The organism is Kocuria cellulosilytica (assembly GCF_040981245.1).
Classification (GTDB): domain Bacteria; phylum Actinomycetota; class Actinomycetes; order Actinomycetales; family Micrococcaceae; genus Kocuria; species Kocuria cellulosilytica.
Map to the genome: position 1 here is coordinate 225,433 of NZ_JAVFWZ010000004.1, position 20,402 is coordinate 245,834.

Genomic DNA, 20,402 nt, shown 5'->3' on the forward strand with positions numbered 1-20,402 from the left:
GAACAAGTGAAGTGAGAGAAATGACTGCCACCATCAGCGAACAGGCCGGGCAGCCGGTCTCGGGCGGCGCCACGGGCCGCATCGCCCGGGTCATCGGGCCGGTCGTCGACGTCCAGTTCCCCGAGCACGCGGTGCCCGGGATCTACAACGCCCTGACCGCCCGGTACGAGCTCAACGGCGAGACGCGGACGATCACGTTCGAGACGGCCCAGCACCTGGGCGACAACATGATCCGCGCGATCTCCCTGCAGCAGACCGACGGCCTGGTGCGCGGCACCGAGGTCAAGGACTCCGGCGGGCCGATCTCCGTGCCCGTGGGCGACGTGGTCAAGGGCCACATCTTCAACGTGCTCGGCGAGGCACTCGACGTCGAGACCTCCGCCCTGGAGATCACCGAGCGCTGGCCGATCCACCGCAAGGCGCCGTCCTTCGCGGAGCTCGAGGGCTCCACGGAGATGATGGAGACCGGCATCAAGTCGATCGACCTGCTGACCCCCTACATCAAGGGCGGCAAGATCGGCCTGTTCGGCGGCGCGGGCGTGGGCAAGACCGTGCTCATCCAGGAGATGATCACGCGTGTGGCCCGCAACTTCGGCGGCACGTCGGTCTTCGCCGGCGTGGGCGAGCGCACCCGTGAGGGCAACGACCTCTGGGTCGAGATGGAGGAGGCGGGCGTCCTCAAGGACACCGCCCTCGTGTTCGGCCAGATGGACGAGCCGCCGGGAACGCGTCTGCGCGTGGCCCTGACGGGCCTCACGATGGCGGAGTACTTCCGCGACGTGCAGAACCAGGACGTGCTGCTGTTCATCGACAACATCTTCCGCTTCACCCAGGCCGGCTCCGAGGTCTCGACCCTGCTGGGCCGCATCCCCTCCGCCGTGGGCTACCAGCCGACGCTGGCGGACGAGATGGGCGTGCTGCAGGAGCGGATCACCTCGACCCGCGGCCACTCGATCACCTCGATGCAGGCGATCTACGTGCCCGCCGACGACTACACCGACCCGGCCCCGGCGACGACGTTCGCCCACCTGGACGCGACCACGGAGCTCTCCCGCGACATCGCCTCCCGCGGTCTGTACCCGGCGATCGACCCGCTGACCTCGACCTCGCGCATCCTCGACCCGCAGATCGTGGGCCAGGAGCACTACGACGTCGCGATCCGCGTCCGGTCGATCCTGCAGGAGAACAAGGAGCTGCAGGACATCATCGCGATCCTCGGGGTCGAGGAGCTCTCCGAGGAGCAGAAGGTGGTCGTCTCGCGCGCCCGCCGGATCGAGCAGTTCCTCTCCCAGAACACCTACACCGCCAAGCAGTTCACCGGTGTCGAGGGCTCCACGGTCCCGCTCGCGGAGACCATCGAGGCGTTCGGGAAGATCACCGAGGGCGAGTTCGACCACGTGCCGGAGCAGGCGTTCTACAACGTCGGCGGCCTGGAGGACGTCATGCAGAAGTGGGACGAGATCAAGTCCCGGACCGGCGGCAAGTAGTCATGGCCGAGATGATCGTCGAAATCGTCTCCCTCGAGGAGTCCGTGTGGACCGGCACGGCCCGGATGGTCCGGGTCCGCACGTCCGAGGGCGACATCGGTATCCTGCCCGGCCACGAGGCCGTGGCCGGCATCCTGAAGCCCGGTGACTTCGCGGTCGACCCCGCGGACGGCGCCCGGGTCGAGGGCACGATCGACGCCGGCTTCGTCTTCGTGGACAACGACCGGGTGACGATCGTGGCGGACAACGTGGAGCTGTCCGGCGCCGCGGCCGCCTGATCCCGCCCGTCCGCGCGGGGCCCGGCCCCGCGCGCCGACCACGGCTGCGGCCTCCGCACCACCGGTGCGGAGGCCGCAAGCCGTTCCCGGGGCCACGCCCCGGCGAGACCGCCCAGGAGAGTGGATGGAAGAGAAGATCGTCGTGCACGGACCCACCGCGGTCAACGGCACCCTGCGCGTCTCGGGCGCCAAGAACAGCGTGCTGAAGCTGATGGCGGCCGCGCTGCTGGCCGAGGGCGAGTCGACCATCACGAACGTCCCCGAGATCCACGACGTGACCATCATGGCGGAGCTGCTGCGGCGGCTGGGCTGCGCCGTGACCTACGACCGCGCCGAGCGGACGGTGCGGATCGACGTGCCGGCGGTGCTGCACCACCAGGCGGACTACGACCTGGTGCGGGCGATGCGCGCGTCGATCTCCGTGCTCGGCCCGCTGGTCGCCCGGTGCCACGTGGCCGAGGTCGCCCTGCCCGGCGGGGACGCCATCGGCTCCCGCGGACTGGACATGCACCGGGCGGGCCTCGAGGCCATGGGAGCGGTGCTGCAGATCGAGCGCGGCTACCTCGTGGCGTCCGTGCCCCGGAGCCTGCGCGGGACGCACTTCCGCCTCGACTACCCCTCGGTGGGCGCCACGGAGAACCTCATGATGGCCGGGACCCTGGCCGAGGGCACCACCGTCGTCGACAACGCGGCCCGCGAGCCGGAGATCGTGGACATCGGCCGGATGCTGCAGGCGATGGGCGCCCGGATCGAGGGGCTCGGCACGAGCACCGTCACGGTCACCGGGGTGGACTCCCTGCGCCCGGTCGAGCACCGGACGGTGCCCGACCGGATCGTGGCGGGCACGTGGGCGTTCGCCGCCGCCGTGACCGGGGGGACGGTGGAGATCGAGGGCGCCGAGCCGGACCACCTGACCGTGGTGCTGGACAAGCTGCGCTCCGCGGGCTGCCGCGTGGACACGGACGGCGGCCGCTTCGTGGTCGCCGGGCCGCCGCGCCCGCGCGCGATCAACGTGTCCACGCTGCCGTACCCGGGGTTCCCCACGGACCTGCAGCCGTTCGTGGTGGCCCTCAACGCGGTGGCCGAGGGCTCCGGCATGGTCACCGAAAACGTCTTCGAGGCCCGCTGGGGCTTCACGGCCGAGCTGGAGCGGCTGGGCGCCAGCGTGCGCCTGGACGGCCACCACGCCCTGGTGGCCGGGGTGTCCGTGCTCTCCGGCGCGCCGGTGGAGGCGATGGACATCCGGGCGGGCGCGGCCCTGGTGATCGCCGGGATGGCCGCGGTCGGCACCACGGACGTCAGCGGCGTCCAGCACGTGGACCGCGGCTACGAGCACTTCGTGGAGCAGCTCGGGGCGGCGGGGGCCGCCGTCGAACGCCACCTGGTCGGCACCGCGTACTGAGCGGAGCGGGCACGACGGAGCCCCGCTCCCGGGACGGGGGCGGGGCTCCGTGCTCAGCCGGTGCGCGGGAAGCGGATCAGATGAGCGTGACGCCGGTGGCCTGCGGGCCCTTCTGGCCCTGGCCGATCTCGAACTCGACGCGCTGGTTCTCCTCGAGGGTGCGGAAGCCGCCCGACTGGATCTCCGAGTAGTGGACGAAGACGTCCGAGTCGGAGTCGTCGGGGGTGATGAAGCCGAAGCCCTTTTCAGCGTTGAACCACTTGACGGTGCCCTGGGCCATGAAGATCTCTCCTTGCGAGATGGTGCGAAACGTGTGCACAGGTCGTGCACGGAAGGGCGGTAGGACGAGATGAGCCGAGGGCCGAGGCCTCCGCACCCGAGGGGCGGGGACCAGGGTCAGGGTCGAACGTCACGCTCGCTTACCCGTTCTGCGAGCATGCAAAACATGGAACGAAGAACACGTTCAGCTTCACACACTCCCCGGGGGCGGTCAATGTTGTTCGCCTGCTGACCATCGCGTGTTGCGGGCCCTCCGCCGAGCGCGGGCGCGCGGGCCGGGCTCAGAAGAGGCGCGAGTCGCTGTCGTCGAGCCCGCGCATCTCGTCGTAGTCGAGGGTCAGGCACGCGATGCCCCGGTCCTCGGCGAGCACCCGGGCCTGGGGCCTGATGAGCTGGGCGGCGTACACCCCGCGCACGGGCGCCAGCAGGGGATCGCGGTTGAGCAGCTCGAGGTACCGGGTGAGCTGCTCCACGCCGTCGATGTCCCCGCGGCGCTTGAGCTCGACCGCCACGGTGGCGCCGGCGGCGTCGCGGGCCAGGATGTCGACCGGGCCGATCGCGGTGGGGTACTCGCGCCGGACGAGCGTGTGCCCCGAGCCCAGCCGGTGGATCTGCTCGGCCAGCAGCCGCTGGAGGTCGGCCTCGACCCCGTCCTTCACGAGCCCGGGGTCGGTGCCCAGCTCGTGGGAGACGTCCTCGTGGATCGCGAACACCTGGATGACCAGGCGGTCGTCGCTCTTGGCGGCCTGGACGGTCCACGTCTGCAGCACGCCCTCGGCCGCGAGCTCCGCCTCGGGCTGGCCGACGTGCAGGCGCGCGGGCGGGCTCATCCAGTTCAGGGGCTTGTAGCTGCCGCCGTCCGAGTGCACGAGCACGGAGCCGTCGGCCTTCACGAGCAGAAGACGCCGGGCGGCGGGCAGGTGGGCGCGCAGACGCCCTTCGTAGTCGACGGAGCAATCGGCAATGACGAGACGCACGCGGACCAGCCTAGCGGTCCGTGCGGGGCGGTCCGGACCGGGGCCGCGGCGGACCGTGTGAGAGGATGACGCCGTGCCACGCTCCAACCACTCCTCGCGCCGCCGCCGCGGCGGGCCCGGGCCCGGCCCGCGCGCCAGCAAGTGGCAGCGCGGCGCCGCGCAGGAGCCGTGGTCGGTCGAGCGGGTCCTGGAGCCGGCGCCCACGGTGGAGCGCTCGGCGGACGGGGACTGGATGGTCCGCCACGTCCGGCCCGCCAACGCGGTCAAGACCTACACCTGCCCCGGCTGCGGCCGGCCCGTCCCGCCGGGGACCGCGCACCTGGTCGTCTGGCAGCAGGACTCCCTGCTGGGCGCGCGCAGCGCCTTCGAGGACCGCCGCCACTGGCACGAGCGCTGCTGGCGCACCCGCCGCTGAGCCCGCACCGACCGCTGATCCCACACCGGCCGCTGAGCCGGCCCCACCCGCCGCGAGGCCGGCACCCCCGGCGGCCGTCACGCCGGCCCCCGCCGCGGGCGAGGCCGGTGTCACGCCGGGAGCGGACACGGCGCCGCCCCGGTGGCCGAGCCGCCCCGGGCGGGCCGATAATCGTGGAGGACCCGCGGCGCCCGCCGGGCGCCGTCCCGCGGTCGGTCCCGACCGCCTACCCAGACCGCCCACCCGGCCGGCCGGCGCGGACCGCCGGCCACCGGACCACCGCCCCGGCGGCCGAGCGGACCGCCGGGCCAGTCGTCGAGTTCCCAGGAGTCGCCCCGTGAACGAGTTCCAGCACCAGCAGCCCCGCAGCACCGCAGAGAGCGCCCCGCCGGCGCAGGAGGCCGAGCTCCCCTCGTCGGTGCGCGGAGCGGTGGACCTGGGCGCCGCACCCGCCGCCGCGCCCGGGACCCCGCCCGCGGACGGGGACCGGCCGGGCGGATACCGCCGGGAGGTGACGGCGGCCGACGTCCAGGAGGTCGCCCAGCTCTCCGCCCAGGTCCCCGTGGTCTTCGCCCTGTGGGCCCGCTTCAGCCAGCAGTCGGTGGCGTTCACCGACACCCTGGAGCAGGTCGTCGACCGCTACCGGGGCCGGATCCTGCTGGCCTCCGTGGACGCCGAGGCCGCCCCCGAGATCGCCCAGATGTTCCAGGCGCAGTCCGTGCCCACCGTGGTGGCGCTGCTCGGCGGCCGGCCCGTCCCGCTGTTCAACTCCACGGTCCCGCCCGAGCAGGTCGCCCAGTTCCTCGACGAGCTGCTCGCGCTCGCCGAGCAGAACGGGATCACGGGCACCGTGGAGCCCGCGCGCACCGACGAGCCGGAGCCCCTGCCCCCGCTGCACCAGGAGGCCGTGGACGCCCTCGAGGCGGGGGACGTCGACGCCGCCGAGGCGGCGTACCGGAAGGCGATCGCCGAGAACCCCGGGGACCGGGAGGCGAAGCTCGCCCTCGCCCAGGTGCACCTGCTCCAGCGCGTGCTGCCCCTCGACGCCGCGACGGTGCGGGCCGAGGCCGCCGCCGCCCCGGACGACGTGGCGGCCCAGCTGGCGGTCGCCGACCTCGACGTCTCGGGCGGCCACGTGGAGGACGCCTTCCGGCGGCTGCTGGCGCTGGTGCGGCGCACCGCGGGGGAGGAGCGCGACACCGTCCGGCTGCGCCTGCTCGAGCTCTTCGACGTGGTCGGCGCCGAGGACCCGCGCGTGGTGACCGCCCGGGGCGCGCTGATGCGGGCCCTCTTCTGAGCCCTCGCCCCTCCGCGCCCGGTCCGCGGCGGCCGTCCGCCCCGGCGGCTCGCTGAGGCCGCCCGGCGGGTCCGGGCGCGGTGGCCCCGCCCCGCGTCCACCGTGCGGCGGAGCACCCGCCCCGGCCGGGCTCCGCCGCGCGCCGGAGGCGTGCCGGGTCCGCGCCTGCCTACGCTGATCGCATGAGCCACCAGCACCTCCCGCAGACCGCCCCGGACCGGGCCGGCGCCCCGGCGGCGTCCGTGCCACCGTCCGGAGGGCCGCCGGCCCTGAGCGTGCGCGGCCTCGTGCGGGTCTTCGGCCGCCCGGGCACCCCCGAGGCCAAGGTCGCGGTGGACCGCGTGGACCTCGACGTCCCCCGCGGCTCCTTCTTCGGGCTCGTGGGGCGCAACGGCGCCGGCAAGACGACGATGCTGTCCATGGCCACCGGCCTCCTCCGCCCGACGGCGGGCACGGCCCGGGTGGCCGGTGTCGACGTCTGGGCCGAGCCCCGGCGGGCCAAGCAGCTCATGGGGGTGCTGCCGGACGGACTGCACCTGTTCGACCGGCTCACGGGACGCCAGCTCGTCACGTACTCCGGTCTGCTGCGCGGCATGGACCGTGCGGTCGTGGCCGAGCGCACCGAGGACCTGCTGCGGGTCATGGACCTGGTCCCCGACGCCGGGACGCAGGTCCAGGACTACTCCGCCGGCATGACCAAGAAGATCGCGCTGGCCGGTGCCCTCATCCACGCCCCGAGCCTGCTGGTCCTCGACGAGCCGTTCGAGTCGGTCGACCCCGTCTCGGCCGCCAACATCCGCGAGATCCTGCACGGCTTCGTGACCGCCGGCGGGACCGTGGTCGTCTCCAGCCACGTCATGGACCTCGTGCAGCGGATGTGCGACCACGTCGCCGTCATGGACGGCGGCCGGGTGCTGGCCGCCGGGACGGTCGACGAGGTCCGGGCCGGGGCCACGCTCGAGGACCGGTTCGTCGAGCTGGTCGGCGGGCGCCGGGAGACGGGGGAGGGGCTCTCGTGGCTGCGCCCGGAGTGAGCCCCGACCTCGCCCCGTCCCCGGGGGGCCTCGCCCCCGCCCGGGCGGGCACGGCCGTCCTGGCCGGTCGTCTCGTGGGCCTGAAGGCGAGGATCCTCGTCAACACCCTGACCCGCAGCACCTGGGTGCTCGTGGGGACCGTGCTCGGCGCGGCCTACTTCCTGTTCCTGCTGGGTCTCGCCGTGGTCGCGCTGTTCCTCCTCGGCCGCCAGGAGCTGTCCCTGGTGCGCACCGTGCTCGTGCTGGCCGGGACGGCGGCCACGCTGGCCTGGTGGCTGCTGCCCGTCCTGGCCGCGCGCGCCGACGCCACGCTGGACCCCGCCCGCCTCGCCCTGTTCCCCCTCTCCGTGGGCCAGGTCCAGTGGGGCCAGGCGCTCGGCGCGCTCGTCGGCGTGCCGGGCGCGCTCACCACCGTGGCGCTCCTCGCGGCGGCGAGCGCCTGGCGCTCGTCCCCGGCCGCGCTGCTCGCGGCCCTCGTGTGCGTGCCCGCGGCGCTGGCCCTCCTGGTCGCGGGCTCCCGCTGCGTCACGGCCCTCGCCGTCGGCCTCGGCCGCCGCCGGCGGCTCACGGAGCTGGTCTCGCTGGCGGCCCTCGTGCTGCTGGTGCTGCTCGGCCCGATCCTCACGGGCCTGCTGAGCGGGCTCGAGCGGCTGTGGGACCGGCTGCCGCAGTACGCCGGCGTGCTGGCGTGGACCCCCGTCGGCGCCGTGTGGGCGGTGCCCGCGGACGTCGCCGCGGGCCGGTGGGGTCCGGCCGCCGCCCGGCTGGCCGTCACCGTGCTGACCACCGTCCTGCTCGTGCTCGTCTGGCGGACGGCCCAGGAGCGGGCGCTGACCAGCACGGCCGGCGGGCGGGCCGCGGCCCCGCGCGAGGGGGCCGCGGGCGCGGGGCTGTTCGACCGGGTGCCCCGGCGCCCGTGGGCGGCCGTCGCCGCGCGGTGCCTGGTCTACTGGGTCCGGGACCCCCGCTACGCCGCCGGGCTGCTCGTCATCCCCGCGCTCGCCGTGCTCCTGTGGTTCTCCCGGGACCCCGGCGGCGGCAGCGTCCTCCTCTACGGTCTGGGGCCGATGATCGCGGCGCTGCTCGCCTACCAGATCTCGGGCGACGTGTCCTACGACAACACCGCCCTGCACCTGCACGTCCTCTCGGGGGTGCGGGGCGTGCACGACCGCGCGGGCCGGGTGCTCGCGCTGCTCGTGATCGCCGTGCCGCTCACGGCCCTCGGGCTGCTGCTGCCGTTCACGGTCGAGGGCCGCTGGCAGCTGCTGCCCGGGATCGCGGGCACCGCGCTGCTGGCGCTGCTGGGCGGGGCGGGCCTGTCCTCGGTGATGTCCGCCCGGTACACCTATCCGGTGGCCCCGCCGGGAGCGTCGCCGCTGAAGACGCCGCAGGGCTTCACCGTCCTCAACGTCCTGGTGCAGTTCGTGGCGCTGGGCCTCGTCGTCGTGCTCATGCTGCCCGCCGCCGTCCTCCTGCTCGTGCAGCTGTTCACCGGCGACCCCGTCTGGGGCTGGGGCGCGCTGGCCGCCGGGGCGGTGCTCGGTCCGCTGCTGTGCTGGGGCGGGATCGTCCTCGGCGGGCGCTGGTACGACCGGCGGGCCCCCGAGCTGCTCCTGGAGGTCGCCCAGTTCCGCTGAGCCGGGCCGGTGCGGGAGCCCGCCGGGGCACGCGGGGCCGGCGGGAACGGGGTAAAGTGGCGCCCATGCATGTCTCAGCGGCGACCACCGGCACCCCGACGAACGGCCTGGACGACAGCCCCTACGGCACCGACCCGGCGCAGCCGGCCGGGGGCACCTCCACGATCGAGCGCGAGGAGACCCGGGAGCTCCAGGAGCCGGGCGACCACGAGCGCTTCGCGCACTACGTGCGCAAGGAGAAGATCATGGAGTCCGCCCTCTCGGGCGAGCCGGTGATCGCCCTGTGCGGCAAGGTGTGGGTCCCGGGCCGCGACCCGCAGCGGTTCCCCGTGTGCCCCACCTGCAAGGAGATCTACGACGGCCTGCGCCCCCCGAACGACCAGGGCGACGACCAGGGCTGAGCACCGCCCGTCGAGCAAGCGCCCGCCGCCGGCGGGCGCTTTTGCGTGGCCCGCCGCCGCGCCCCCTGCCAGCCACCGCGACCACGAGGCCGCGGGACCACGAGCGAAAGGACGTCGCCAGAGTGTCCCAGGACGACCAGCTGTCCTTGTTCGGCGCTGCCGCCGCCGACCTCCCCCCGGCCTACCCCGACCGCGCCGCGTGGGGCACCGCCCCCAAGCTGCGCGCCTGGCAGGCGGAGGCGCTGCAGCGCTACTTCGAGACCCAGCCCCGGGACTACATGGCCGTCGCGACCCCCGGCGCCGGCAAGACGACCTTCGCGCTGCGGGTGGCGAAGGAGCTCTTCGACCGCGGCACCGTCAACCGGATCACGGTGGTGACGCCCACGGACCACCTCAAGCGGCAGTGGGCGGACGCCGCGGCCCGCGTGGGCCTGGCCATCGACCCGAACTTCAAGAACGCGGACGGCTCCCACGGCCGGGACTACCTGGGCGCGGCGGTGACCTACTCGCAGGTGGCGATGAAGCCGCTCCTGCACCGGGCCCGCACGGAGGCCGGCCGGACGCTGGTGATCATGGACGAGATCCACCACGCCGGGGACTCCCTCACGTGGGGCGACGGGCTGCAGGAGGCCTTCGACCCCGCGGCCCGCCGGCTCGCCCTGACCGGCACCCCCTTCCGCTCGGACACCGCGCCGATCCCGTTCGTGCGCTACGTGGAGGACGGGGACGGCATCCGCCGATCGAGCTCCGACTACACCTACGGCTACGGCGACGCCCTCAAGGACCACGTGGTCCGGCCCGTGATCTTCCTCGCCTACTCGGGGCAGATGCGCTGGCGCACGAGCGCGGGCGAGGAGATGGCCGCGGAGCTCGGCGAGGGCTTCACGAAGGACATCACCGCCCAGGCCTGGCGGACGGCGCTGGACCCGAACGGGCAGTGGATCCCCTCGGTGCTCCAGGCCGCGGACCAGCGGCTCACGGAGGTGCGGCGCACCGTGCCCGACGCCGGGGCGATGGTCATCGCGACCGACCACCAGGACGCGAAGGCCTACGCGGCGCAGCTGCGCCGGATCACCGGGGAGAGCCCCACCGTGGTGCTCTCCGACGACAAGGGCGCCTCGGACCGGATCGACGAGTTCTCGGCGGGGGACAGCCGGTGGATGGTGGCCGTGCGCATGGTCTCCGAGGGCGTCGACGTCCCGCGGCTCGCCGTGGGGGTCTACGCGACGTCGACGTCCACGCCGCTGTTCTTCGCCCAGGCGGTCGGCCGCTTCGTGCGCGCCCGCAAGCGCGGGGAGACGGCCTCCGTCTTCCTGCCGTCCGTGCCGGCGCTGATGCAGCTCGCCAACGAGATGGAGGCCGAGCGGGACCACGCCCTGGACAAGCCCGCCGCGGAGGAGGCCGGCCTGCCCGCGGACCCGCTCGAGGAGGGCTGGGACGACGAGCTGCTCGAGGAGGCCAACCGCGAGGAGAAGGCCTCCGCGGCGCTCGCCCAGGGCCGCTTCGAGGCCATCGGCTCGGACGCGTCCTTCCACGGGGTGCTCTTCGACGGCGGCGCCTTCGGCGGCGGCGTGGCCGTGGGCTCGGAGGAGGAGGCGGACTTCCTCGGCATCCCGGGCCTGCTCGAGGCCGACCAGGTCTCGGCGCTGCTGCGGGAGCGGCAGTCCCAGCACGCCCGCCGCCGCCCGGGTGCGGCCCGGGCCCCGGAGCCGGCGGTGCCCGACCACCGGCGGCTCAAGGAGCTGCGCGCCACCCTGTCCAAGAACGTCTCGGCCTGGGCCTCGCGCACCGGCACCCCGCACGGCGTGGTGCACAACGAGCTGCGCCGCGTGTGCGGGGGCCCCGCCGTGGCGCAGGCCAACGAGGCGCAGCTGCAGGCGCGCGTCAAGAAGCTGCAGGACTGGTTCGTCGGCCGCAAGTGAGCCGCGTCCGGCTGCGGCCCGGGCGGGCCGCGGCCGGACGCCGGTCAGGACCGGACGACCTCGACCCCGGCCTCGGCCATCTGCCGCAGGGCGCGCTCGGTGCTCTCCTCGGCCACGCCCGCGGTGAGGTCCACCAGCACCCGGGTGTCGTAGCCGGCCTCGACGGCGTCCAGGGCGGTCGCCCGCACGCAGTGGTCGGTCGCGAGGCCCACGATGTCCACGGCCTCGATCTCGTGCTCCCGCAGCCAGTCGTCGAGGCTCACGTCCGGCTCGTCGTCGACGTCCTCGTCGTCGCCCATCAGCACGTCCGCGTCCGGGGCCAGCAGGCCCTCGAACGCGGAGTAGGCGGCGGAGTGCTCGCCCTTGCGGAACCACGCCTGGATCCAGTCCGTGTCGAGGTCGGGGTGGACGTGGGCCCCGCGGGACTCGGCGACGCAGTGCACGGGCCAGGAGTCCACGTAGTCCGGCTCGTCGGAGAAGTGCGTCCCGGGGTCGACGTGCCAGTCCTGCGTGGCCGCGACCGCCGCGTAGTCGCCGTGGTGGTCCTCGAGGTGCTCCGACACGGCGGCCGCCACCGCCGCGCCCCCGGCGACGGCCAGCGACCCGCCCTCGCAGAAGTCGTTCTGCACGTCGACGACGATCAGTGCGGTCCTCATGGTGTTCCTCCCTCTGTTCAATGGGTCTCGCTCGGTGGTTCTCGCTCGGTGGTTCTCGTGCCGGTGCGCCCGGACGGCGGCTCAGATCGGGGCGTCCGGGCCCAGCACGGTCGGGATCACGGGGTCGCCCTCGCTGAGCCGCCGGGCCGAGCGGGGCAGCTCCGCCACGGACGCCGCGTGCCGCTCGCGGGCCCGCCGGACCCCGGCGGGCCCGGTCCAGCCGTCCAGCAGCTCGCCGCCGCGGACGAACTCCTCGAGCAGCGGCCGGTCGTCGCCGTCGTCGTCGGGCAGCCGCCCGATGCCGACCACCTCGTGGGTCGCCGTGCCCTTCTCGTCCCGGCGCCGCAGGGCGTGCTTGCGCCCGCCCACGGACACCTTGCCCTTGGCGGCCTTCGCCACGGGCCGCAGCTCGCCGGAGGAGTCCTCGCGGGCCACCAGCTTGTAGACCATGGACGACGTCGGCGCGCCCGAGCCGGTGACCACGCGGGTGCCCACGCCGAACGCGTCCACGGGCGCGGCGTTCAGGGCCGCGATCGCGTACTCGTCCAGGTCCGAGGTGACGGTGATGCGGGTGCCCGGGTTGCCGAGCTCGTCGAGGAGCCCCCGCACCCAGGCGGCCTGGGTCACGAGGTCGCCCGAGTCCAGGCGCACGCCGCCCAGCTCCGGGCCGGCGAGCTCCACGGCCTTCCGGACCGCGGACTCGACGTCGTAGGTGTCGACGAGCAGGGTGGTGTCGCGGCCCATGGACTGGAGCTGGGCGCGGAAGGCGTCCTCCTCCGAGTCGTGCAGGAGCGTGAACGAGTGGGCCGCCGTCCCGACGGTCCGGATCCCGTAGCGGTGCCCGGCCTCGAGGTTCGAGGTCGAGTCGAAGCCTCCGATGACCGCCGCCCGCGCGGCCGCGACCGCCGCCTCCTCGTGGGCGCGCCGGGAGCCCATCTCGATGCACGGACGTCCCGCCGCGGCCCCCACCATGCGCGAGGCGGCCGAGGCCACGGCGCTGTCGTAGTTGAGCACCGACAGGAAGTACGTCTCGAGCACGCACGCCTCGGCGAACGTGGCCTCGACCACGAGCAGCGGCGAGGACGGGAAGTAGGCCTCGCCCTCCGCGTAGCCGGAGATCGACCCGGTGAACCGGAAGTCCGCCAGGTAGTCCAGGGTGGCGCGGTTGACCACGCCGGTGTCCGCGAGGAAGCGCAGCTGGTCGTCGCCGAAGCGGAAGCTGTCGAGCCCCTCGAGGAGGCGCCCGGTGCCCGCCACCACGCCGTAGCGGCGGCCGGCCGGCAGCCGCCGGGCGAAGACCTCGAACACGCTGCGCCGCTGCGCGGTGCCGGCGTGCAGGGCGGCCTGCAGCATGGTCAGCTCGTAGTGGTCGGTCATCAGGGACGTGGGCGGCGGGGCCCACCGGTGGCTGCGCTGGTTCACGGGGACCACTCTAGCGACGCCGCCGGTGCGCCCGGGCTCCGGCACTCGCTACGATGGGCGGACCATGCACTGCACTGCTCCCGCCGCCGCCCGCCCCGCGGCCACCGCCACCCCGGAGACCGGCACCCGGCCCACCGGCGCCGCGTCCGTGGCCGCGGCGACCGAGACCCCGTGGAACGTGGTCGTGTGGGACGACCCCGTCAACCTCATGAGCTACGTCACGTACGTGTTCCGCTCCTACTTCGGCTACCCGGAGGACAAGGCCCGCTCCCTGATGCTGGAGGTCCACCACCACGGGCGCTCCGTGGTGGCCAGCGGATCCCTCGAGGAGGCGGAGACCCACACCGCGGCGATGCACGGCTTCGGGCTCTGGGCGACCTTCGAGCAGGCGGGGGGCCACTGATGGCGCAGGGCTTCCGGTCCACCCGCCGGGGCATCACCGCCCGCTTCGAGGACGCCGAGAAGGAGCTGCTGCAGAAGCTGTTCGCGGACGTGGCCCAGGCGCTCGCGCCCGAGGAGCCGGCCTCGGCGGACTCGCTCGAGCGGATGCTGGGCGTGTCCGGGGACGCCACCGTCCCCGACGACTCCGCGCTGCGGCGGCTGCTGCCCGACGGCAGCCTGGACCCCGAGCGCGCCGCCGAGTTCCGCCGGTACACGGAGCGCGGACTGCGGGAGACGAAGCGGGGCGTGCTGAAGCAGGCCGCCCTGGCGCTGGAGGCGCAGCCCGTGCGGCTGGACCCGGAGCAGGCGCAGGCCTTCGGCCGGGCCCTCAACGACGTACGGCTGGTGCTGGCGGACCGCCTCGGGATCCGGAGCGAGGAGGACGCCGAGCGGGTGGGGCGCTACGACGACTGGTCCGCCATCGAGGACGTCGAGACGTACATGTCGCTGCTGTACAACTTCGTCTCGTGGCTGCAGGAGACCCTCATGGAGGCGCTGCTCCACGAGCTGCCCCGCGACTGACCGGCCACGACGCCCCGGGAGGCCCCCGCCCGGCCGGGACGTGACGCGCATCACGGCGGCGCGGCCGCGGCGCGGTTTGGGGCGGCGGCACGCCCGGGACTACGCTCTTGTCGATATGCAGGATGACGACGTCTTCGGGCCCGGCGGCCGCACCGCGCGGCGCCCCAACCCCGGTTCACCCATCGGCGTGTTCGACTCCGGGGTGGGCGGCCTCACCGTGGCCCGCGCCATCATCGACCAGCTGCCCCACGAGGAGATCGTCTACGTGGGGGACACCGCGCACGGGCCCTACGGGCCGCTGCCGATCGCCGAGGTCCGGGCGCACGCCCTGCGCATCATGGACGAGCTCGTGGACTCGGGCGTCAAGCTGCTGGTGATCGCCTGCAACACGGCGTCCGCCGCGGTGCTCCGCGACGCCAGGGAGCGCTACACCCGGGTCTACGGGATCCCCGTGGTGGAGGTCATCCAGCCGGCGGTGCGCCGGGCGGTGGCCTCGACCCGCAACGGACGGATCGGGGTCATCGGCACGGAGGCGACCGTCGGCTCCCGCGCCTACGACGACACGTTCGCCGCGGCCCCCCACCTGCGCATCGACTCGGTGGCCTGCCCGGCGTTCGTCGACTACGTGGAGGCGGGGGTCACCACGGGGCCCGGTCTCCTGGCCACGGCGCAGTCCTACCTGGACCCGCTCCGCGCCGCCGACGTGGACACCCTGGTCCTGGGCTGCACCCACTACCCCCTGCTGACCGGCGTGATCTCCTACGTGATGGGCGACGCCGTCACCCTGGTCTCGAGCGCGGAGGAGACCGCCAAGGACGTCTACCGGGCGCTGGTCGGCCACGGGCTCGAGCGGGACCCGAGCCTGCCCGCCCACCACGAGTTCCTCGCCACCGGGGACGCCGCCTCGTTCGAGGTCCTCGCCCGCCGGTTCCTGGGGCCGGAGGTCGCCCGCGTGCGGCACACCAGTTCCGTGGCGGAGCAGTACCCCACGGGCTCGCTCGCGCGGATCACCCCGGAGATGATCGGGGGAACCGGCCCGTCCGCTCTTTGAGCAGCCCCGCGGCCGGTGCGGCCGCCGTCCCACCGGTCCTCCCTGGAAGGCACACGCTCCATGAAACTCACCATCGTCGGATGCACCGGCTCCTTCGCGGGGCCGAACTCCCCGGCCTCCTGCTACCTCGTCAGCGGCGAGGACGACGAGGGGCGGACCTGGCGCATCCTGCTGGACATGGGCAACGGCGCCCTCGGCGTGCTGCAGCGCCACATGGACCTGCACGACATCGATGCGGTGCTCGTCAGCCACCTGCACCCCGACCACTGCATCGACCTGGCCGGGCTGCACGTGGCGATCAAGTGGGACCCGCGGGGCTGGGGCCGCGCCCCGATCCCGCTGTGGGCGCCCACCGGCCTGCACGAGTACCTCAGCAGCACCCACGGGCTCCCGGCGGAGCCCGGGATGCACGGGGAGTTCGACTTCCACACCTGGGCCCCCGAGCAGCCCGTGCGGGTGGGGCCGTTCACGATCACGCCGTTCCTCGTGGAGCACCCCACTCCCGAGCCGTACGCCCTGCGGATCGACTACGACGGGGTCATGGGGCCGAGCACCCTGGCCTACTCGGGGGACACCGACGCGTGCGAGGGCCTCGTGCGCGCCGCCCGGGGCGCCGACGTCTTCCTGTGCGAGGCCGCCTACCACGAGGGCCGCGACGACGCGCTGCGCGGCATCCACCTCACCGGCCGGCGCGCCGCGGAGGCCGCCCGGGACGCCGGGGTGCGCAAGCTGCTGCTGACGCACCTGCCGGTCTGGAACTCCCCGACGCGGGCCGTCGAGGAGGCGCAGGAGGTCTTCGAGGGGCCCATCGGGGTGGCGGAGCCCGCCTACACCTACCGGATCGTCCGCCGCGGCAGCGGCCGTCCCGCGGCCGCCGTCGGACCGTGAGGACCACCTCCGGCGGCCGGGCCGGAGGAACGGGACCGAGGGGTAAGGTGGAGCCCATGGATTCCCCCGTCGACCAGAGCGCACCGACCCCCTCGACCCCGGGGGTGACCCGGTCGGACGGCCGCTCGCCCGGCGAGCTGCGGCCCATCACCATCACCCGCGGCTGGTCCCAGCAGGCGGAGGGCTCCGCCCTCATCGAGTTCGGCAGCACGCGGGTGCTGTGCACGGCGTCCGTGACCGAGGGCGTGCCGCGCTGGCTCAAGGGGGAGGGCCGCGGCTGGGTGACCGCCGAGTACGCGATGCTCCCGCGGGCCACCTCCACCCGGTCCGCGCGCGAGTCCGTGAAGGGCAAGATCGGCGGGCGCACCCACGAGATCTCCCGGCTCATCGGGCGCTCCCTGCGCTCGGTCATCGACCTCTCCGCCCTGGGGGAGAACACCGTGGTCCTCGACTGCGACGTCCTGCAGGCCGACGGCGGCACCCGCACCGCGGCCATCACCGGCGCCTACGTGGCCCTCGCCGAGGCCATCGGCTGGGCCCGGGCCGAGGGGCTCGTCGCCCGCCGCGCCCAGCCGCTCACCGACACCGTGGCCGCCGTGTCCGTGGGCATCATCGACGGCGTGCCGATGCTCGACCTCCCGTACGTCGAGGACGTCCGGGCCGAGACGGACATGAACGTGGTGGTCACCGGGTCCGGCGACTTCGTCGAGGTGCAGGGGACCGCCGAGGGCGCCCCGTTCGACCGGGCCGAGCTCGACGCCCTGCTCGACCTCGCGCTGGCCGGGTGCGCCCAGCTCACCCAGATCCAGGTCGAGACCCTGCGCGAGGGCGACGATGGGTGAGCACGACGGCGCACGGGTGGTCCTGGCCACCCACAACGCGGGCAAGCTCGTGGAGCTGCGGGACCTGCTCGCGGAGGCGCTGCCCGGCACGGACGTGGAACGCCTCGTGGTGGACGCCGGCACGGCCGGCGCCCCGGACGTCGTGGAGGACGGCACGAGCTTCGCGGCCAACGCCCTGCTCAAGGCCCGCGCCGCCGCTGCCGCGACCGGCCTGGTCGCCGTGGCCGACGACTCGGGCCTGGCCGTGGACGTCCTGGGCGGGTCCCCCGGGATCTTCTCGGCACGGTGGTCCGGGCGGCACGGCGACGACGCCGCGAACCTGCGGCTGCTGCTCGCCCAGCTCTCGGACGTCCCCGACGCCCACCGCGGCGCGCAGTTCGTGTGCGCCGCGGCCCTCGTGACCCCGGACGGGGAGCAGCACGTCGAGACCGGCGTGCTGCGCGGCACGCTGCTGCGCGAACCGGCCGGGGACGGCGGCTTCGGCTACGACCCCGTGCTGCGCCCCGACGGGCTCGACCGGACCTGCGCCGAGCTCACGCGCGCGGAGAAGAACGCCATCAGCCACCGCGGGCGCGCCATGCGGGCCCTGCTCCCGCACCTGCTGGCCGCCCTCGGCCGCGCCGCCGTCCCCGACTGAGCCCGTCCGAACCGAGGAAGTTGCCCATGCCCTGGTCGCAGCTCCACCACCTGCCGTTCGCCGGCGCCGTCGAGGCCGTCCTGCGGGAGGCCGGCATGAGCGCCGATCCGAGCGCCGACCCGAGCCAGTGGGAGGTGCACGCCGGCGGGTCCGCCCACGTGGTGGTGAACGTGGGGCACGTGATCTCCGTGCGGATCGCCAAGAACGCCACGGTCTGCGAGCACGTCCAGCGCCGCACGGAGGTGCTGCGGCGGCTGCCGCGCTTCTCCTTCGCGACTCCGCGGCCGCTCACCGATGTGGTGGTCTCCCACGGCTACACCGGGGTCGGCCTGACGTGGTGCCCCGGTGACCCCCACCCGCCGGGGCACGGCGACCCGGCCGTGCTGCACCGGGTGATGACCGAGCTGGCCGAGGTCGACACCACGGGCTTCGCGCGGTACCTCGACCGTCCCGGTCAGCACTGGGGCGGCCACCGGCGGCGGCACGTGCTCCTCGACGAGGTCATCCCGCGGCTGCTGCCCCGCAACCAGGAGGCCGCGCGGCGGGCCGTCGCCGAGCTCGCGGCGCTGCCCACCGTGGTGCCGACCCTGGTGCACGGGGACCTCATGGGGCACAACATGCTGTGGGACGGGGAGGAGCTCACGGGCGTCATCGACTGGGACCACGCCTGCCTGTCCGACCCCGCCCACGACGCCGCGTCCCTGGGGCTGTGGTACGGCTGGGACACCCTGCGCGCCGCCGTCTCGGAGACCGTCTACGAGCGGGCCCGGCTGCACGCGCGCACCTTCCCGCTGCAGGCCGTCGCGTACGCCCTGCACCACGACCTCGACACCGCCCAGGTCAACCAGTCCATCGCGCGGGCCGACGACTGGATCGAGACCAACCTGCGCGGCATCTGCGCCTGAGCCGGCGCAGTAGGCTGGTCCGGTGCCGTTCCCCGCTTCCCCCGCCACGAACCCCGCCACGACCACCGCACCGTCCGCCGCGGGCCCCTCGTCCCTCGCCTTCACCGCCATCGACTTCGAGACCGCCAACCGCTTCATCGGCTCGCCGTGCGCCGTGGGCCTCGTGCGGGTCCGCGGCGGCCGGGTGGTGGAGGAGCGCTCCGCGTACATGCGCCCGCCGCGCACCCGCGCGGCCTTCGACCCCGGCAACACGCGCATCCACGGGATCACCGAGCGGACCGTGGCGGGCCGCCCCGGCTTCGCCGAGCTGTGGCCGCGGATCGAGGAGTGGATCCTCGCGGAGGATCCCGACGAGCTCGTGGTTGCGCACAACGCGGCCTTCGACATGGGGGTGATCCGCGCCGCGTGCGCGGAGACGGACACGCGGCACGCCCCCCTGGCCTACGCGTGCAGCCTGGCGCTGGCGCGGCGCGGCTACGACCTGCCGTCCTACGCGCTGCCCCGGGCGGCCGAGGCCGCCGGGGTGCCGCTGCGCCGGCACCACGACGCCCTCGAGGACGCCCGGGCGTGCGCGGGGATCGTGCTGGACCTGGTCCGCCGGGCCGGCGCGCGCAGCGTCCGGGAGCTGCTCGCGGGCGCGGGCCTGGACGTCAGGCGGCTGGCGGCGCCCCCACTTCCCTGAGCCAGCGCTCCGCCGCCCCCGAGAGCGCGTCCCCGGCGTCCAGCCGGGCGACCTCCTCCGGCGGCAGCGCGCCCGTCCCCAGCGCCGCCCCCGTGACGCCTCCGGCGATCGCCGCGGCGGCCGCGGGGTCGCCGCCGTGGGCGGTGCCCAGCTCCACCGCGCGACGGAGCACGGCCCGCGGGTCCGGGGCGTCCGGGGCCCCGGCCTCCGCGCGGAGGGCCGCCGAGATCCCGCCCGCCAGGGCCTCCGGGGCCGACCGGCCGGCGCCGAGCGGACCCGGGCGCGTCCCGGGGGCGGGGTCCTCCCGCCCGGCGGCGCGCACGGCGTCGTCGATCCGGGCGAGGGTCTCGGCCACCGGGCGCGTGAGGTTCTCCGCCGTCCCGCGGGCGGCGGTCACGGCCGCGGCGACGGGCCGCGGCAGACCCTCCCGGCGGGCCCGCACGGCGGCGTGGACCACGAGGCCGTGGACGGCCGCCGCCGTCTGCGCCTCGGGGTGCCCGTGGGTGAGCGCGGCACCGTTGACGGCCAGCGGAACGAGCGTGCGCCAGCCGATGTGGGGGAGGAGGCCGAACGGGGCGGAGCGCAGCACCGCCCCGGCGCCCTCGGCGTCCGGCAGCACGGGACGCTCGACCTCTCCCATCCGGCCGGAGCGGAGCGCCTCCAGCACCGTCCCGTCGGGCTGCCGCACGGCGTGCAGGACGTCCTCCTCGTCGATCCGGCGGGGCAGCGGACGCGGCGCCCCGGCCGGATGGGGCTCGCCCTGGGCGTGCAGCCAGCGCAGGTAGGCCAGCCACAGGCACGCGGTCTCGTCGGCGGCGTGGCCCTGGTTGGCCCACTCGACGACCTCCTGCAGGGCGTCCAGGGTGTAGAGCGTCAGCTGGGTGCCGGCGGAGATCCGCAGCACGGCGGCGCCGTCCGGGTCCGCCGGAGCGGCCGCCCCGGGGCGGCCGCCCCGGTCGGCGCGCGCGCGGGCGCCGAGCGCGTCCCCGAGGGCGCCGCCCAGCAGGGTGGCGCGCACCGAGTCGGCGTACTCGGGCCAGGCGGGGTCGAGGCCGGCGTCGGGGAAGAGCAGGGGAGCGGGCATGCGGTCAGTGTAGTCGGGGCCCGGCACGGCCCGGGGCGGGTTCAGCCGCCCTTCAACCGGCTGTGCTTGCATGGCACGGGCGCCCCGCGCCCCACCGGCACGGCATCCCCCGCCGTGCCGCCCCCACCCTCGAGGAGAGCTCC

The 20,402-nt window shown here is 74.9% G+C and carries 22 protein-coding genes; 17 read left to right on the forward strand and 5 right to left on the reverse strand.

Annotated features, from left to right (window positions below):
• Positions 1 to 20 precede the first annotated feature (20 nt).
• The 3 genes from atpD (at position 21) to murA (ending at position 3,167) form a co-directional block, all read left to right on the forward strand.
• On the forward strand, positions 21 to 1,487 hold the full coding sequence (gene atpD, locus RCG67_RS08585) for a F0F1 ATP synthase subunit beta (RefSeq protein WP_368825727.1): 1,467 nt from the start codon (positions 21 to 23) through the stop codon (positions 1,485 to 1,487).
• Between the two features lie 2 nt (positions 1,488 to 1,489).
• A complete protein-coding gene (locus RCG67_RS08590) occupies positions 1,490 to 1,765 on the forward strand; it encodes a F0F1 ATP synthase subunit epsilon (RefSeq protein ID WP_368825728.1) in 276 nt (91 codons plus the stop codon).
• A gap of 124 nt (positions 1,766 to 1,889) precedes the next feature.
• The gene (murA, locus tag RCG67_RS08595; protein WP_058874700.1) at positions 1,890 to 3,167 is read left to right on the forward strand and encodes a UDP-N-acetylglucosamine 1-carboxyvinyltransferase; all 1,278 of its coding nucleotides are present in this window, start codon (positions 1,890 to 1,892) and stop codon (positions 3,165 to 3,167) included.
• Between the two features lie 76 nt (positions 3,168 to 3,243).
• Here murA and RCG67_RS08600 read toward each other — a convergent pair whose 3' ends face one another.
• Both RCG67_RS08600 and nucS read right to left on the reverse strand, forming a co-directional pair.
• Positions 3,244 to 3,447, reverse strand: a complete 204-nt coding sequence (locus RCG67_RS08600; protein WP_017833253.1) for a cold-shock protein — start codon at positions 3,445 to 3,447, stop codon at positions 3,244 to 3,246.
• A 280-nt stretch (positions 3,448 to 3,727) separates the two neighbouring features.
• Entirely contained in the window at positions 3,728 to 4,423 is a 696-nt protein-coding gene (gene nucS / locus RCG67_RS08605) for an endonuclease NucS (protein WP_368825729.1), read from the reverse strand.
• Between the two features lie 73 nt (positions 4,424 to 4,496).
• Here nucS and RCG67_RS08610 point away from each other — a divergent pair, with 73 nt between their 5' ends.
• The 6 genes from RCG67_RS08610 to RCG67_RS08635 all read left to right on the forward strand — a co-directional run bounded on the left by RCG67_RS08610 (position 4,497) and on the right by RCG67_RS08635 (position 11,129).
• Complete coding sequence (locus tag RCG67_RS08610; RefSeq protein ID WP_058874698.1) at positions 4,497 to 4,838, forward strand: Rv1322 family protein; 342 nt, start codon at positions 4,497 to 4,499, stop codon at positions 4,836 to 4,838.
• 337 nt (positions 4,839 to 5,175) lie between these two features.
• Complete coding sequence (locus tag RCG67_RS08615) at positions 5,176 to 6,135, forward strand: tetratricopeptide repeat protein (RefSeq protein ID WP_368825730.1); 960 nt, start codon at positions 5,176 to 5,178, stop codon at positions 6,133 to 6,135.
• Between the two features lie 182 nt (positions 6,136 to 6,317).
• Positions 6,318 to 7,169, forward strand: a complete 852-nt coding sequence (locus tag RCG67_RS08620; protein ID WP_368825731.1) for an ABC transporter ATP-binding protein — start codon at positions 6,318 to 6,320, stop codon at positions 7,167 to 7,169.
• Complete coding sequence (locus tag RCG67_RS08625) at positions 7,151 to 8,806, forward strand: hypothetical protein (RefSeq protein WP_368825732.1); 1,656 nt, start codon at positions 7,151 to 7,153, stop codon at positions 8,804 to 8,806. The genes RCG67_RS08620 and RCG67_RS08625 overlap by 19 nt, the downstream gene beginning before the upstream one ends.
• A gap of 65 nt (positions 8,807 to 8,871) precedes the next feature.
• On the forward strand, positions 8,872 to 9,207 hold the full coding sequence (locus RCG67_RS08630) for a DUF3039 domain-containing protein (RefSeq protein WP_157571420.1): 336 nt from the start codon (positions 8,872 to 8,874) through the stop codon (positions 9,205 to 9,207).
• 122 nt (positions 9,208 to 9,329) lie between these two features.
• The gene (locus RCG67_RS08635) at positions 9,330 to 11,129 is read left to right on the forward strand and encodes a DEAD/DEAH box helicase (protein ID WP_368825733.1); all 1,800 of its coding nucleotides are present in this window, start codon (positions 9,330 to 9,332) and stop codon (positions 11,127 to 11,129) included.
• A gap of 44 nt (positions 11,130 to 11,173) precedes the next feature.
• Here RCG67_RS08635 and RCG67_RS08640 read toward each other — a convergent pair whose 3' ends face one another.
• Positions 11,174 to 11,785: an isochorismatase family protein gene (locus tag RCG67_RS08640; protein WP_368825734.1), complete on the reverse strand. Its 612-nt coding sequence runs from the start codon at positions 11,783 to 11,785 to the stop codon at positions 11,174 to 11,176.
• A gap of 81 nt (positions 11,786 to 11,866) precedes the next feature.
• Positions 11,867 to 13,216 carry a nicotinate phosphoribosyltransferase gene (locus RCG67_RS08645; protein ID WP_438612653.1) on the reverse strand — a complete coding sequence of 450 codons (1,350 nt, stop codon included), beginning with the start codon at positions 13,214 to 13,216 and terminating at the stop codon, positions 11,867 to 11,869.
• 55 nt (positions 13,217 to 13,271) lie between these two features.
• On the opposite strand from RCG67_RS08645, the gene clpS reads away from it, so the two are divergent.
• The 8 genes from clpS to RCG67_RS08685 all read left to right on the forward strand — a co-directional run bounded on the left by clpS (position 13,272) and on the right by RCG67_RS08685 (position 19,175).
• Positions 13,272 to 13,610, forward strand: a complete 339-nt coding sequence (gene clpS, locus RCG67_RS08650) for an ATP-dependent Clp protease adapter ClpS (protein WP_368825736.1) — start codon at positions 13,272 to 13,274, stop codon at positions 13,608 to 13,610.
• A complete protein-coding gene (locus RCG67_RS08655; protein ID WP_368825737.1) occupies positions 13,610 to 14,170 on the forward strand; it encodes a DUF2017 domain-containing protein in 561 nt (186 codons plus the stop codon). The genes clpS and RCG67_RS08655 overlap by 1 nt, the downstream gene beginning before the upstream one ends.
• Positions 14,171 to 14,285: 115 nt before the next feature.
• Complete coding sequence (murI, locus tag RCG67_RS08660) at positions 14,286 to 15,221, forward strand: glutamate racemase (RefSeq protein WP_368825738.1); 936 nt, start codon at positions 14,286 to 14,288, stop codon at positions 15,219 to 15,221.
• Positions 15,222 to 15,281: 60 nt separating this feature from the next.
• Positions 15,282 to 16,109, forward strand: a complete 828-nt coding sequence (locus RCG67_RS08665; protein ID WP_368825739.1) for an MBL fold metallo-hydrolase — start codon at positions 15,282 to 15,284, stop codon at positions 16,107 to 16,109.
• 56 nt (positions 16,110 to 16,165) lie between these two features.
• Positions 16,166 to 16,951, forward strand: a complete 786-nt coding sequence (gene rph / locus RCG67_RS08670) for a ribonuclease PH (RefSeq protein WP_368825740.1) — start codon at positions 16,166 to 16,168, stop codon at positions 16,949 to 16,951.
• Positions 16,944 to 17,588: an RdgB/HAM1 family non-canonical purine NTP pyrophosphatase gene (gene rdgB, locus RCG67_RS08675; RefSeq protein ID WP_368825741.1), complete on the forward strand. Its 645-nt coding sequence runs from the start codon at positions 16,944 to 16,946 to the stop codon at positions 17,586 to 17,588. Before rph ends, rdgB begins: the two co-directional genes overlap by 8 nt.
• A 26-nt stretch (positions 17,589 to 17,614) precedes the next feature.
• Entirely contained in the window at positions 17,615 to 18,493 is an 879-nt protein-coding gene (locus tag RCG67_RS08680; RefSeq protein WP_368825742.1) for a phosphotransferase family protein, read from the forward strand.
• A 22-nt stretch (positions 18,494 to 18,515) separates the two neighbouring features.
• Complete coding sequence (locus RCG67_RS08685) at positions 18,516 to 19,175, forward strand: 3'-5' exonuclease (protein ID WP_368825743.1); 660 nt, start codon at positions 18,516 to 18,518, stop codon at positions 19,173 to 19,175.
• Here the strand turns inward: RCG67_RS08685 and RCG67_RS08690 are convergent.
• A complete protein-coding gene (locus RCG67_RS08690) occupies positions 19,144 to 20,259 on the reverse strand; it encodes an ADP-ribosylglycohydrolase family protein (RefSeq protein WP_368825744.1) in 1,116 nt (371 codons plus the stop codon). The genes RCG67_RS08685 and RCG67_RS08690 overlap by 32 nt on opposite strands.
• Positions 20,260 to 20,402 lie beyond the last annotated feature (143 nt).

What these genes read in the sequence shown, in the direction of transcription:
- RCG67_RS08590 (WP_368825728.1), top strand. Translation starts at nt 1,490, where the DNA reads ATGGCCGAGATGATCGTCGAAATCGTCTCCCTCGAGGAGTCCGTGTGG.
- atpD (WP_368825727.1), top strand. Translation starts at nt 21, where the DNA reads ATGACTGCCACCATCAGCGAACAGGCCGGGCAGCCGGTCTCGGGCGGC.
- RCG67_RS08620 (WP_368825731.1), top strand. Translation starts at nt 6,318, where the DNA reads ATGAGCCACCAGCACCTCCCGCAGACCGCCCCGGACCGGGCCGGCGCC.
- RCG67_RS08690 (WP_368825744.1), bottom strand. Translation starts at nt 20,259, where the DNA reads ATGCCCGCTCCCCTGCTCTTCCCCGACGCCGGCCTCGACCCCGCCTGG.
- clpS (WP_368825736.1), top strand. Translation starts at nt 13,272, where the DNA reads ATGCACTGCACTGCTCCCGCCGCCGCCCGCCCCGCGGCCACCGCCACC.
- RCG67_RS08640 (WP_368825734.1), bottom strand. Translation starts at nt 11,785, where the DNA reads ATGAGGACCGCACTGATCGTCGTCGACGTGCAGAACGACTTCTGCGAG.
- RCG67_RS08665 (WP_368825739.1), top strand. Translation starts at nt 15,282, where the DNA reads ATGAAACTCACCATCGTCGGATGCACCGGCTCCTTCGCGGGGCCGAAC.
- RCG67_RS08655 (WP_368825737.1), top strand. Translation starts at nt 13,610, where the DNA reads ATGGCGCAGGGCTTCCGGTCCACCCGCCGGGGCATCACCGCCCGCTTC.
- rph (WP_368825740.1), top strand. Translation starts at nt 16,166, where the DNA reads ATGGATTCCCCCGTCGACCAGAGCGCACCGACCCCCTCGACCCCGGGG.
- RCG67_RS08680 (WP_368825742.1), top strand. Translation starts at nt 17,615, where the DNA reads ATGCCCTGGTCGCAGCTCCACCACCTGCCGTTCGCCGGCGCCGTCGAG.
- murI (WP_368825738.1), top strand. Translation starts at nt 14,286, where the DNA reads ATGCAGGATGACGACGTCTTCGGGCCCGGCGGCCGCACCGCGCGGCGC.
- RCG67_RS08600 (WP_017833253.1), bottom strand. Translation starts at nt 3,447, where the DNA reads ATGGCCCAGGGCACCGTCAAGTGGTTCAACGCTGAAAAGGGCTTCGGC.
- RCG67_RS08630 (WP_157571420.1), top strand. Translation starts at nt 8,872, where the DNA reads ATGCATGTCTCAGCGGCGACCACCGGCACCCCGACGAACGGCCTGGAC.
- murA (WP_058874700.1), top strand. Translation starts at nt 1,890, where the DNA reads ATGGAAGAGAAGATCGTCGTGCACGGACCCACCGCGGTCAACGGCACC.
- rdgB (WP_368825741.1), top strand. Translation starts at nt 16,944, where the DNA reads ATGGGTGAGCACGACGGCGCACGGGTGGTCCTGGCCACCCACAACGCG.